The following is an 11,548-nucleotide window of genomic DNA, read 5'->3' on the forward strand; positions in this document are numbered from 1 at the left end:
GCCCCCTTCACGAGGAAGGAATCAGACGGGACGCGATCCGGCGTGCTCATCGTCGCAGCCGCCTAGTGCGTCTTGAAGTAATCGAACGGTTCGCGGCAGGCGCTGCAGCGGTACAGCGCCTTGCACGACGTCGAGCCGAAATTGCTGACCAGCCGGGTGTTGGACGAGCCGCAGTGCGGGCACGCGATGGCGGGCTGGCTGACGCGCCGGCTGATGCCGGAGATGTCCACGGCCCGCTGCGCGGGCGCGGCGATGCCATATTGCGCCAGCGCCTGGCGGCCTCGCTCGCTCATCCAGTCGGTGGTCCAGGCGGGCGCCAGGCGGGTCTCGATGCGCACGCTGGCCACACCATGGCCGGCCAGCGTGCGCTCGATGTCCTGCGAGATTTCGCGCATGGCCGGACAGCCCGAGTACGTGGGCGTGATCGTGACCACGCACGTATCGCCGTCCCAGCCGACCTGACGCACCACGCCCAGGTCCACCACCGACAGCACCGGGATCTCGGGATCGGGCACGGCCTCGAGCCAATGCATGACCTCGGCCTCGGCGGCGTGCGTGGCGGCGTTCGTGTTCACCACGTCGCTCCGGGGTAGGCGCGATGCAGATGCTGCATCTCGGCCAATACATAACCCAGCTCTTCGGTATGGCGCCCCTGCCGGCCGCCGCGCTGCGCGGCGTGGAACGACTGCGCGTCGTCGGGAACCGTCAGCGTGGCCTCTTCGAGCACCTCGCGCACGTGCGCCAGCCAGGGCTCGCGCAGCGAGGCCAGCGCACAGCCGATGCCGCGCGCGGCCATGTCGCGATCGATGTCGTCGTCGGTGAACAGCTCGCCGGTGAAGCGCCAGGCCTCGTCGACGGCGGCCTGCATGCGGGCGTGGCTCTCGTCCGTGCCGTCGCCCAGGCGCACCACCAGGTCGGCCGAACGGCGCACGTGGTAGGTGACTTCCTTGATGGACTTGGCGGCGATGGCGGCCACGCGCTCGTCCTTCGACTGCTGCAGGTTCCGCAGCAGGAAGTAGTGCCAGACGTCGTAGAAATACTGGCGCGCCATGGTGTCGGCGTAGTTGCCGTTGGGGCGTTCGGCCAGCAGCGGATTGCGGAATTCGGGCGCGTCGCGCAGATAGGCCAGCGCGTCCTCGTCGCGGCCCGCGCCTTCGACCTCGCCCGCCAGCGTCAGCCACAGGCGCGCCTGGCCCAGCAGGTCCAGCGCGGTATTGGTCAGCGCCAGGTCTTCTTCCAGGATGGGACCGTGGCCGGTCCAGGCCACCAGCCGCTGCGACAGCACCAGGTTGCCGTCACCCAGGCGCAGCAGATATTCGAACAGGGATTTGTCCATGTGCCGCCCGCCTTACATGTGCTTGATTTCGTCGGGCATCGGGAAAAACGTGGGATGCCGGTAGACCTTGTTGTTGGCGGGCTCGAACAGCGGCTCTTTATCCGACGGGCTGCTGGCCACGATGTCGGCGGCGCGCACCACCCAGATGCTCAGCCCCTCGTTGCGGCGCGTGTAGACGTCGCGCGCATTGTTGATGGCCATCTCGGCGTCGGGCGCGTGCAGGCTGCCCACGTGCTTGTGCGCCAGCCCGTGCTGGCTGCGGATGAAGACTTCCCACAGGGGCCATTCTTTGCTCATGATGCGTTCCTGGGGCGCGCGGCGCCCACGAATAAGGAGGTCGGAGGCCGGCGGGTGCCCGCCGGCCGTGTCGGAAAGACCCGCGGGTCAGGCTGCCTTGCGGCGGGCCTGCTTGTCGGCGTGGGCGACCAGCGCGTCGCGCACCCAGGCGCCGTCCTCGTGCGCCTTGACGCGCGCGGCCAGGCGCTCGCGGTTGCACGGGCCGTTGCCCTTCAGCACGGCGTGGAACTCGCTCCAGTCGATCTCGCCGAAGTCGTAGTGGCCGCGCTCGGCGTTCCACTTCAGGTCGGGATCGGGCACGGTCAGGCCCAGGTATTCGGCCTGCGGCACGCTCTGGTCGACCATCTTCTGGCGCAGTTCATCGTTGGAGAACAGCTTGATCTTCCATTGCATGGACTGCGCGCTGTTGGGCGAATCGCCATCCGGAGGACCGAACATCATCAGCGCGGGCCACCACCAGCGGTTCAGTGCTTCCTGGCACATGGCCTTCTGCTCGGGCGTGCCGTTGCGGCACATCTCGATCAGCAGGTCATAGCCCTGGCGCTGGTGGAAGGACTCTTCCTTACAGACGCGCACCATGGCCCGCGCATACGGGCCATACGAACAGCGGCACAGCGGGATCTGGTTGATGATGGCCGAGCCGTCGACCAGCCAGCCGATCATGCCGATGTCGGCCCAGGTCAGCGTGGGGTAGTTGAAGATGCTGGAGTACTTGGCGCGGCCCGAGTGCAGGTCGTCGACCAGTTGGTCGCGCGACACGCCCAGCGTTTCGGCGGCGCTGTAGAGGTAAAGGCCGTGGCCGGCCTCGTCCTGCACCTTGGCCAGCAGGATGGCCTTGCGCTTGAGCGACGGCGCGCGGGTGAGCCAGTTGCCTTCGGGCAGCATGCCGACGATCTCGGAATGGGCGTGCTGCGAGATCTGGCGGATGAGGGTCTTGCGGTAGGCCTCGGGCATCCAGTCCTTGGCCTCGATGCGCACGCCGTCGTCGATGCGGCGCTGGAAGGCCTGCTCGGGACCGGTCAGTTCCTCGACGCCGCGGACTTTCTTGACGCCGGTTTCGACCAATTGCGCGTACATGGCTTGTCTCCTGGGAGGGGCGGCTGTGCGGGGTGCAAGGAACACCCGGGGCGGATCGCCGCTCGATGAATCCATTATTTAATACAGAAAAACGATTGTCAAACGAAATTCCGTATCACGTTTGATTTATGTATCATGTCATGGACCGTGCGCCGCCCGCCCGGCGTCCCGTCCCCATCACCCGCCGGCTGCCGGTCGTCTCATGGCTACTGCCCCCCTCCCGCTGGACCGCTTCATCGCCCGCCTGCTCAAGCAGGACCCGCCGCGCGCCAAGTCGCTGTGCGTCAGCCTGCTGGGCGACGCGCTGGGTCCGCACGGCGGCGCCATCTGGCTGGGCGACCTGATCGAACTGCTGGCGCCGGTCGGCATCAACGAGCGCCTGTTGCGCACCAGCGTATTCCGCCTGGTGGCGCAGGACTGGCTGCGCTCCGAGCGCCATGGCCGGCGCAGCCTGTACCTGATGACCGAACGCGGCCTGCGCGACACCGCACGCGCCTCGCAACGCATCTATGAAGGGCCCGCGCGGGAATGGAACGGCGAATGGACGCTGGTGGCCCTGCCCCGGGTCGGCAACAACGGCCTGGCCGAGCGCGCCGAACTGCGCCGCGAATTGCTGTGGGAGGGCTTCGGCATGGTCGCGCCGGGGCTGTTCGCCCATCCGCAGACGGAAGCCAGCGCGGCGCATGCCATCCTGGACAGGCTGGGCATTCCCGACAAGGCGCTGGTGCTGTCGGCCCGCGACCTGGCCGGCGCGGGCGGCCTGCCCATCGCCAGCCTCGCCACTCAATGCTGGAACCTGGACGACGTGGCCGAGCAATACCGCCAGTTCAGCCGCAACTTCGGGCCGTTGGAAAAACTGCTGGACGAGGCCCCGGCCGCGCCCGGGCAGGCCTTCGCGGCACGCGTGCTGCTGCTGCACGGCTGGCGGCGCATCGTGCTGCACGACCCGCAGTTGCCCGGCCCCATGCTGCCGGACAACTGGCCGGGACATCCCGCGCGCGAACTGTGCGCACGGCTGTACTGGAAGCTGTTCGATGCCTCGGAGGCGCACCTGGATGCGCTGGCCGGTCGAGAGAACGAAGGGTATCGGGCGCTGCGCCCGGCGGCCCTGGCCCGGTTTGGCGGACGGCCGGCGCTCGCGGCGCCGCCAACCGGCCAGGCGGCCTGACGCGCCGCCGTCCACGGCCTGCCGTCCGGGCCTGTTGCGGCATCCCGCCGTGCCGGTTGGCGCGGCGCCCGGACATGCCTACAATCGGGCAATGACACCCCATTCGGTCCGACGCCACGCCACCCAGCCCGGCTGCCGCCCTGCGCGGCGCACCGGCCTGCGCGCGCGCCCGCACCGGCCGGGCGCCACCGGACCCGCCGCGGCTCTCGCCGCATATGGCTAGGCCCGGCGACCGCCTCTTTTCACTTTTCCTTCCGCGCATTCCCCTGGTCGTCGGGCCACCCCGCGCAATCGCCGTGGCTTGCCCCCGCGCAAACCCGGCTTCCGGAGTGATTCATGCATAACGCCGATCAGGAACGCACCCTTACCGAACTCGACCACGCCCGCCTCACCGGCCTGCTGGCCCGCATGGTGGCCGATGGCCTGCCGCCCGGCGTGGAGGACATTGCCCAGGAACTGCTGGATGACGTCATCACGGTTCCCGCGCAAGAGATCGACGCCGACGTCGTGACCATGCGTTCACGCGTCAGGCTGGTGACGGCCGACGGCCAGGACATGGCCGTCGTACTGTCCTACCCCTCGGAAAGCAACGCCGCCGAAGGCCAGATTTCGGTGATGTCCCCGCTGGGCCTGAGCCTGCTGGGGCAGAGAGCCGGCCAATCCGTGCAGTGGCAGGGACCCGACAAAGTCCTGCACGAGGCCATTCTGGCCTGCATCGACTACCAGCCCGAGGCGGCGGGCGATTTCGGAACCTGAGCATGCACCGGATGGAAGATGCGCAATCGCCGGGGCGCGGGCGTCAGCCGGACATGCCCAAGGAACTTCCCGTCACGCCAGCCCGAGGCTATCCAGGTGGCGCTCGCCGCACGTCTTCAGTCCATCCGGGCTGCGCAGCCCTGGCGCGCTGGCAATGAAGGACAAGGTCCACGCGGCCTTGATCGCCCGGCCCAGTTCACGTCCGGACGCCGCATCCAGCCCGCTGGGCACGTCCAGGGCCAACACCGGAATGTTCCAGCCGTTGATCGTGTCGACGCGCGCCTGCCAGGTCTCGTCCAGGGGACGGTTCAGGCCGATGCCGAACAGGCCGTCCAGCGCCAGGGCGGGAATATCGGCAGGCAGGTCGGGCAGCGTCGTGCCGCCGGCCTGGCGCCAGCCGTCGTAGGCCAGGCGCGCATCGGCGGGCAGGCGGTCGGGGTCGGCATACAGCACGGCCTGCACGGGATGGCCCCAGGCGCGCAGCCACGTCGCCGCCACCAGGGCGTCACCGCCGTTGTTGCCCGGTCCGGCCAGGGCCAGGACGGGCAACGGGAAGGGGGGAGGCGCCACGTCCGGGACGGACGGCGCGCCATCCGGACAGGCCCAGTGCCGCGTTTCCGGACGCGGCGCGGCGCCCGGCGGGAGAACCCGTCCACTTGCCAGGGGCGCCTGACCCATCCGCGCCAGCCGGGCCGCTGCGAAACGGGCGGCCGCGAGGCCCGCGCGCGGCATCAGGGCAATGCCCCGGGCCAGCGCCTCGCGCTCGATGCGCCGGATTTCCTCGACGGGCAGTTCCATGCGGATACCCTTGCCTGGCCTTACACCTTGAGCATGTGCTCGCGGTAGTACTTCAGTTCGTCGATGGATTCGTAGATGTCGGCCAGCGCCTCGTGCCGGCTCTTTTTCTCGAAACCCTTGTACACGGCCGGCGCCCAGCGGCGCGCCAGCTCCTTCAGGGTGCTGACGTCCAGGTTGCGGTAGTGGAAGAAGCGTTCCAGGTCCGGCATGTACTCGAACATGAAGCGGCGGTCCTGGCTGATGGTGTTGCCGCACAGCGGCGACTTGCCCGCCGGCACGTGCTGCGACAGGAAGGCGATCAGTTCGGTCTCGGCCTGCGCCTCGGTCAGGGTGGATGCCTTGACCTTGTCGATCAGGCCGCTCTTGCCGTGGGTGGACTTGTTCCAGTTGTCCATGGCGTCCAGCAGGCTGTCGGGCTGGTGGATCACCAGCACCGGACCTTCGGCCACGATGGTAAGGTCGGGTTCCGTCACCACGACGGCCACCTCGATGATGCGTTCCTTCTCGGGATCGAGCCCGGTCATTTCCATGTCGAGCCAGACCAGGCGATTTTCGTTCGCAGCCATATAATTTGCCTTTAGAAAACGCGCCATTTTCTCACACGCCGTGCCCAGCCCCCTGCCCCTGTTTACCCAGCTGTTCGTCTTCCTGCTTCTGGCCGACCTGTTCGTGCGCCTGTGGCTGGCCACGCGCCAGACCCGCCACGTGGCCGGCCATCGAGACGAAGTGCCCGCCGTGTTCGCGCAGCGCATCGGGCTGTTCAGCCACCAGCGCGCCGCCGACTACACCGTGGCGCGAGTGCGGCTGGGCATGATCGAGCGGGTCTACGACGCCGCCATCCTGGTCTGCCTGACCCTGCTGGGCGGGCTGCAATGGATAGACATGGGCATCGGACGCCTGACCGGCAACGACATGCTGCGCCAGTTGCTGCTGCTGTTCTCGGTGTTCGGCCTGATGGGCCTGCTGGGACTGCCGTTCACGCTGTATCGGCAGTTCAAGCTCGAGGGGCGTTTCGGCTTCAACCGCATGACGCCCCGGTTGTTCGTCAGCGACGCCCTGAAAGGCATCGCCGTGGCGCTGGTGCTGGGCGTGCCGCTGGCCGCCGCCATCCTCTGGCTGATGGCCGAGGCCGGCACTTACTGGTGGGTCTGGGCCTGGGGCCTGTGGACGGCGTTCAACCTGCTGCTGCTGTTCATCTACCCCACCTTCATCGCGCCGCTGTTCAACAAGTTCACCCCGCTGTCCGACCCCGAGCTGGCCGACCGCATCCACCGCCTGGCGCAGCGCTGCGGGTTCTCGCTCAACGGGCTGTTCGTCATGGACGGCTCGCGCCGCTCGGCGCACGGCAACGCGTATTTCACGGGATTCGGCCGCGCGCGCCGCATCGTGTTCTTCGACACGCTGCTGTCGCGCCTGAACGCCGACGAGATCGAGGCCGTGCTGGCGCACGAACTGGGCCACTTCGTGCGGCGCCACATCGTCAAGCGCATCGCGATGAGCTTCGCCGGCGCCCTGCTCTTTTTCGCCCTGCTGGGCTGGCTGTCCCAACAGCCCTGGTTCTACGTCGGCCTGGGCGTGGTGCCGCGCCTGGACGGCCCCAACCACGCCATGGCGCTGCTGCTGTTCTTCCTGGCCGTGCCCGTGTTCACCTTCATGCTCACCCCCATCGCCAGCTGGTTCTCGCGCCGCGACGAGTTCGAGGCCGACCGCTATGCCGCCGAGCAAAGCTCGTCGAATCAACTGGTCTCGGCCCTGGTCAAACTGTACGATGACAACGCCGCCACCCTGACGCCCGATCCCGTGCATTCCGCCTTCTACGACAGCCACCCGCCCGCCGCCGTGCGCATCCGCCACCTGATGTCGGCGGCCTGACCTTGCAAGGCAAAACCAAGAACAGCAAGGGCGCGTCCGTGGGCGCGAGCATGCCGACACAAGGCGCCATGGCCGCCTCGGCAACCCAACCCGCGGGCAGGGTCATCGCCGCGCACGGCCGTCACTACATGGTGGAACTGGCCGACGGCAGCGTGCGGCAATGCTTCCCCCGTGGCAAGAAAACCGGCCCCGCGGTGGGCGACCGGGTGCGCGTCACGCTGCAGGGCCGCGACGAAGGCGCCATCGACGCCGTGCTGCCGCGCGCCAACCTGCTGTACCGCTCGGACGAGATGCGGTCCAAGCAGTTCGCCGCCAACGTCGACCAACTGCTGGTGGTCATCGCGGTCGAACCCACCTTCTCGGACGACCTGACCGGCCGCGCGCTGGCGGGTGCCTGGAGCGTGGGCATCAGCCCCATCATCGTGCTGAACAAGATCGACCTGACCGACGGCCTGCCGGCCGCGCAGGCCCGGCTGGCGCCGCTACGCGCGCTGGGCGTGCCCATCGTCGAACTGAGCGCGCACGACACGGAAAGTGCGCGCCAGAAGCTGGCGCCCCTGCTGGCCGGCCGCACCAGCCTGCTGCTGGGACAAAGCGGCATGGGCAAGTCCACGCTGCTGAACACGCTGGCCCCGGATGCCCAGGCCGCCACGCGCGAATACTCGGCGGCGCTGGACATGGGCCGCCATACCACCACCAGCACACGCCTCTACCACCTGCCGGCGCCCGGCGGCGACCTGATCGACTCTCCGGGATTCCAGGCCTTCGGCCTGCAGCACCTGACGCGCGAGGACATCGTGCGCGGGTTCCCCGAATTCCTGCCGCACATCGAGAACTGCCGCTTCTACAACTGCAGCCATCGCCACGAGCCGGGCTGCGGCGTGGTGGCGGCGTTGGACCGCGGCGAGATAGACGCGGGACGTTACGCGTTGTACCGCCGCGTGCTGGAAGAGAACGAAGCGGGCCAGCAGCGGTATTGAGCGGACCGGCTCAGCGCAGCGCCGCCCGCAAGGCGTGATACAGATTGCGCAGCATGCCCGCCGTGGCGCCCCAGATGAAATACCCCTCCCAGGGCATCGCATAGTACTGGCGCGTGCGCCCATCCGGCGTCGTGGCCCGGTACAGGCGATGGTTGGCCGGATCCATCAGGAAGGCGAGCGGCACTTCGAAGATCTCGGCGACCTCGAACGCATCGGCCACCAGCGTGAAACCTGGACGCACCAGGGACGCCACGGGCGTCACCGAAAACCCGGTGGACGTCACGTACGCGGGCATGGTGCCCAGGACGTCGACGTATTCCTGGCCCAGGCCGGTCTCTTCCTGCGCCTCGCGCAGCGCGGCCGCCACGGGCGAGGCGTCGTCATCCTCGATACGCCCGCCCGGGAAACTGATCTGTCCGGCATGGTCGTGCAGGTGCGCGGCACGTTGCGTCAGCAGCACGCGCACGCCATCGGCGCGCAACACCATCGGAATCAGCACGGCCGCCAGCACGGGGTTGCCCTCGCGGCCGGGGTAGCGCGCCTCGCTGGCCACGACCTCGTCCAACGCCCACGGCACCTGCGCCTGCCAGCCGCTGCGCAGTGTGTGGGCCGTCAGCAGTTCGCCCGGGATCGCCCGCAACCCCTCGTCGGCCACCCGCCACGGCTGGGCGGCGGGGTCGAAACCAGGGCGGACCAGCGGACGGCGAGGATGGGGTGAAGGAGAATCCGACATATCGGAGGCAGCGGGATCAGAAGCCTGCCGCGCGGGACGATGCCCGGGCAAAGGCGAAAAAGGAAAAGGCACCCCGCGAGGTGCCTCTTGAGCCCGCGCGAGGCGGGATTTGCATGGCGCACTGCACGGGGTGTCGCGTAACGGGCCGGCACGCCAGGCGTGCCGCATCCCGATACGATACCCCAGGCAATTTATGCCGCCTTGGGGGCCTTGATGACCAGCTTTTCCTTGATGCGAGCCGACTTGCCCGAGCGGTTGCGCAGGTAGTACAGCTTGGCACGGCGCACGTCGCCACGGCGCTTCACTTCGATCGAAGCGATTTGCGGCGAGTACAGCTGGAACGTACGCTCGACGGCTTCGCCGGACGAGATCTTGCGCACGATGAAGGACGAATTCAGGCCGCGGTTGCGCTTGGCGATGACCACGCCTTCGTAGGCCTGGACGCGCTTGCGCGTGCCTTCGACCACGTTGACGTTGACCACCACGGTGTCGCCGGGGTTGAAGTCGGGGAAGGCTTTGCCGCCGGTCAGGCGCTGGATTTCTTCCTGTTCCAGGATAGCGATGAGGTTCACGTGAACTCCTAGATCATCATGTCTTTGCGCGCAAGCTTTGCCGTCGATGTATTGCCTGGGTGTTACCGGGCTGGGGTTACCGGGGTAAGGCCAGGATGGCGGCGCGAGACGGACGTTGCTGCCCGCCGGGTGCCCTTTTCCTGGCGCCAGGACTTCTGAGGCGCAAGCAGAGGATGAGATTTGGCAAACCAAGCATTCTACATCAAAAATAGCCGATGATTCAGACAAGGACGCGGATGAGGCCTGCGCGCCACGCCCGGCGCGCCGCGGCGCGGGGTCTCGATTCGCCGAACCGGCCAATCGGGCCGATACGGGCCATCCGGAGGAACATCTGGCCCGAGTGCCCGGGCCTGGCCAGCGGGGCAGGACGGACATCGGCCCGGCCATCGCCGGCCCGCCGGTGGCGGCGGGTTTCCTGACCGGCCGTTTCGGCAATCGGCCCTCGCCTTTCCTGCCCGGCACGGTATTTCGGGCAATCGGCGCGATACTGTTGTTCCGCATGCCTGCCGAACGGCGCTTCGTGCCCGCCCCGGCAGCGGCGGACGCAACGCCCCCCTCTCGCGTACATCGATCACCTGGAGAACCTTACCTTGGATACGGCGCAACACGAATTTGCCCTGGCCCTGGCATCTGCCTATCGAACGGGCGATGCCCTGGATGCCCAGGTATGGCAGGACAGCGTCAGGGACACGCCGGCCGCCTACGCGGTGCAGGACGCCGTGGCGGTGGAGATGGGCTGGTGGCTGGCGGGCGAGCTGCCCCGCCATTGGAAATCCGGCGGCGCCTCGCGATCGGCCACGCTGACGCATGCGGGACTGAGGCCCGATACCGTGCGCGCGGATGGCGCGTCCTATGCGGACCTGCCCCTGCACCAGCCGGGCATCGAGGCCGAAGTGGCGCTGCGGCTGGGCCGCGACGTCACGCCCGAAGAGGCCGCCACCTTGGACGAGGCCTCGGTGGACGGCCTGATCGATGCAATGACCGTGTCCATCGAGCTGGTCGACTCACGGCTGATGCAGGCCAGCCAGGCACCCGCCCTGCTGCGCCTGGCAGACAGCCAATCGCATGCCGGACTCGTACTGGGCGACTGGACGCCCTACCGGCGGCTGGCCTGGCACCAACAGGAGTGCGAAGTCCGCATCGACGGCGGCGCGGCGCAGATCCATGCCGGCACGCACTCGCTGGAAGACCCGGCGTGGCTGCTGCCGACTTGGCTGCGCCATCTGACTCGCCACGGCGCAACCGTGCGCTCGGGTACGGTGGTCACCACCGGCTCGTGGAACGGCGTGCATGCGGTACACGGCGGAATGGCCGTGCAAGTGGCATTTCCCGGCATCGGCGAGGTCAGCTTGCGCGTATGAAGGGGATGGAGCCGTGTGCCTGCGGGCCGCGGATCAGAATCCCGACGCCGCGCCCAGCCACAACACGCCCGGAATCAGCGCGCCCCACACCGCCACCAGCAGCACGTCGATGACCATGCGGCGAACCCCGAGCGCCTGGACGGTGGAGAGGTGACGCACGTCGCCGAGATCGGCGTCGGACGCCGCGCGCTTGGCATCGCGCTTGGCATCGCGCTTGGCGGACGCCTGCGCTTGCACTTGCGTAGCAGCGTCTTGCGCAGCAGCGTCATCACGCGGCGTCGGCGCGGCGGGCTGGACGGGCGGGAACGGCCACTTGCGCGTGGATGGGGTGGCCTGCAACGGTACGGCGCCGAACAACCCCGCCGCCTGGATGGCCTGGGCTTGCGCCTGGACACGTGCCCGCGTACGCATGCCCGACCGGCCCCAACCCGTGAACAGCCGGCGCACGGACGCACCGTTGATAGGTGCAAGAACGGCGGAAGACAGTGTGGCGATGGTCATGGTGAAGCTCCTGGCTAGGCGTGTTGTCGTGTTGTCGGATATCAGGACAGCGTGGCGTGGGGAAAACGGGAAATGCAAAAAAGTCGGGTGGGGCGAC

The 11,548-nt window shown here is 68.3% G+C and carries 14 protein-coding genes; 5 read left to right on the forward strand and 9 right to left on the reverse strand.

Going from position 1 to position 11,548, the window contains the following annotated elements; genetic code table 11:
• Window positions 1–62 precede the first annotated feature (62 nt).
• From paaD to paaA, 4 genes are all read right to left on the reverse strand, one after another.
• Window positions 63–533: a 1,2-phenylacetyl-CoA epoxidase subunit PaaD gene (paaD, locus tag A6745_RS08935; RefSeq protein ID WP_066126445.1), complete on the reverse strand. Its 471-nt coding sequence runs from the start codon at window positions 531–533 to the stop codon at window positions 63–65.
• A 38-nt stretch (window positions 534–571) separates the two neighbouring features.
• A complete protein-coding gene (gene paaC / locus A6745_RS08940; RefSeq protein WP_066126007.1) occupies window positions 572–1,336 on the reverse strand; it encodes a 1,2-phenylacetyl-CoA epoxidase subunit PaaC in 765 nt (254 codons plus the stop codon).
• Window positions 1,337–1,348: 12 nt separating this feature from the next.
• The gene (gene paaB, locus A6745_RS08945) at window positions 1,349–1,633 is read right to left on the reverse strand and encodes a 1,2-phenylacetyl-CoA epoxidase subunit PaaB (protein ID WP_066126010.1); all 285 of its coding nucleotides are present in this window, start codon (window positions 1,631–1,633) and stop codon (window positions 1,349–1,351) included.
• 87 nt (window positions 1,634–1,720) lie between these two features.
• Window positions 1,721–2,710 carry a 1,2-phenylacetyl-CoA epoxidase subunit PaaA gene (paaA, locus tag A6745_RS08950; RefSeq protein ID WP_066126012.1) on the reverse strand — a complete coding sequence of 330 codons (990 nt, stop codon included), beginning with the start codon at window positions 2,708–2,710 and terminating at the stop codon, window positions 1,721–1,723.
• Between the two features lie 202 nt (window positions 2,711–2,912).
• Between paaA and paaX the strand changes: the two genes are divergently transcribed.
• Both paaX and A6745_RS08960 read left to right on the forward strand, forming a co-directional pair.
• Window positions 2,913–3,878 (forward strand): phenylacetic acid degradation operon negative regulatory protein PaaX, encoded by a 966-nt coding sequence (paaX, locus tag A6745_RS08955; protein WP_066126014.1) that lies wholly within the window; start codon window positions 2,913–2,915, stop codon window positions 3,876–3,878.
• A 336-nt stretch (window positions 3,879–4,214) separates the two neighbouring features.
• Window positions 4,215–4,634 carry a GreA/GreB family elongation factor gene (locus A6745_RS08960; RefSeq protein ID WP_066126016.1) on the forward strand — a complete coding sequence of 140 codons (420 nt, stop codon included), beginning with the start codon at window positions 4,215–4,217 and terminating at the stop codon, window positions 4,632–4,634.
• A gap of 72 nt (window positions 4,635–4,706) precedes the next feature.
• Here A6745_RS08960 and A6745_RS08965 read toward each other — a convergent pair whose 3' ends face one another.
• On the reverse strand, window positions 4,707–5,432 hold the full coding sequence (locus A6745_RS08965; RefSeq protein WP_156513332.1) for an NAD(P)H-hydrate epimerase: 726 nt from the start codon (window positions 5,430–5,432) through the stop codon (window positions 4,707–4,709).
• Window positions 5,433–5,452: 20 nt separating this feature from the next.
• Entirely contained in the window at window positions 5,453–5,998 is a 546-nt protein-coding gene (gene orn, locus A6745_RS08970) for an oligoribonuclease (protein WP_066126017.1), read from the reverse strand.
• A gap of 40 nt (window positions 5,999–6,038) precedes the next feature.
• Here orn and A6745_RS08975 point away from each other — a divergent pair, with 40 nt between their 5' ends.
• The gene (locus tag A6745_RS08975) at window positions 6,039–7,304 is read left to right on the forward strand and encodes a M48 family metallopeptidase (RefSeq protein WP_156513333.1); all 1,266 of its coding nucleotides are present in this window, start codon (window positions 6,039–6,041) and stop codon (window positions 7,302–7,304) included.
• Window positions 7,305–7,354: 50 nt separating this feature from the next.
• Window positions 7,355–8,284, forward strand: coding sequence for a ribosome small subunit-dependent GTPase A (gene rsgA, locus A6745_RS08980; protein WP_066126450.1), 930 nt, complete (start codon window positions 7,355–7,357; stop codon window positions 8,282–8,284).
• Between the two features lie 10 nt (window positions 8,285–8,294).
• Here rsgA and A6745_RS08985 read toward each other — a convergent pair whose 3' ends face one another.
• Window positions 8,295–9,017, reverse strand: a complete 723-nt coding sequence (locus tag A6745_RS08985) for a CoA pyrophosphatase (RefSeq protein ID WP_066126018.1) — start codon at window positions 9,015–9,017, stop codon at window positions 8,295–8,297.
• 191 nt (window positions 9,018–9,208) lie between these two features.
• Window positions 9,209–9,589, reverse strand: coding sequence for a 50S ribosomal protein L19 (gene rplS, locus A6745_RS08990; protein ID WP_066126020.1), 381 nt, complete (start codon window positions 9,587–9,589; stop codon window positions 9,209–9,211).
• Between the two features lie 590 nt (window positions 9,590–10,179).
• Between rplS and A6745_RS08995 the strand changes: the two genes are divergently transcribed.
• On the forward strand, window positions 10,180–10,950 hold the full coding sequence (locus A6745_RS08995; protein ID WP_066126021.1) for a fumarylacetoacetate hydrolase family protein: 771 nt from the start codon (window positions 10,180–10,182) through the stop codon (window positions 10,948–10,950).
• 33 nt (window positions 10,951–10,983) lie between these two features.
• Here A6745_RS08995 and A6745_RS09000 read toward each other — a convergent pair whose 3' ends face one another.
• Complete coding sequence (locus tag A6745_RS09000; RefSeq protein WP_066126024.1) at window positions 10,984–11,451, reverse strand: hypothetical protein; 468 nt, start codon at window positions 11,449–11,451, stop codon at window positions 10,984–10,986.
• Between the last annotated feature and the right edge of the window lie 97 nt (window positions 11,452–11,548).

The organism is Bordetella ansorpii (assembly GCF_900078705.1).
Classification (GTDB): Bacteria; Pseudomonadota; Gammaproteobacteria; order Burkholderiales; family Burkholderiaceae_B; genus Bordetella; species Bordetella ansorpii_A.

Bases quoted from the DNA above. Each gene is read 5' to 3' on its own strand.
- paaD (WP_066126445.1), bottom strand. From the start codon at position 533: ATGCATTGGCTCGAGGCCGTGCCCGATCCCGAGATCCCGGTGCTGTCG.
- paaC (WP_066126007.1), bottom strand. From the start codon at position 1,336: ATGGACAAATCCCTGTTCGAATATCTGCTGCGCCTGGGTGACGGCAAC.
- paaB (WP_066126010.1), bottom strand. From the start codon at position 1,633: ATGAGCAAAGAATGGCCCCTGTGGGAAGTCTTCATCCGCAGCCAGCAC.
- paaA (WP_066126012.1), bottom strand. From the start codon at position 2,710: ATGTACGCGCAATTGGTCGAAACCGGCGTCAAGAAAGTCCGCGGCGTC.
- paaX (WP_066126014.1), top strand. From the start codon at position 2,913: ATGGCTACTGCCCCCCTCCCGCTGGACCGCTTCATCGCCCGCCTGCTC.
- A6745_RS08960 (WP_066126016.1), top strand. From the start codon at position 4,215: ATGCATAACGCCGATCAGGAACGCACCCTTACCGAACTCGACCACGCC.
- A6745_RS08965 (WP_156513332.1), bottom strand. From the start codon at position 5,432: ATGGAACTGCCCGTCGAGGAAATCCGGCGCATCGAGCGCGAGGCGCTG.
- orn (WP_066126017.1), bottom strand. From the start codon at position 5,998: ATGGCTGCGAACGAAAATCGCCTGGTCTGGCTCGACATGGAAATGACC.
- rsgA (WP_066126450.1), top strand. From the start codon at position 7,355: ATGCCGACACAAGGCGCCATGGCCGCCTCGGCAACCCAACCCGCGGGC.
- A6745_RS08985 (WP_066126018.1), bottom strand. From the start codon at position 9,017: ATGTCGGATTCTCCTTCACCCCATCCTCGCCGTCCGCTGGTCCGCCCT.
- A6745_RS09000 (WP_066126024.1), bottom strand. From the start codon at position 11,451: ATGACCATCGCCACACTGTCTTCCGCCGTTCTTGCACCTATCAACGGT.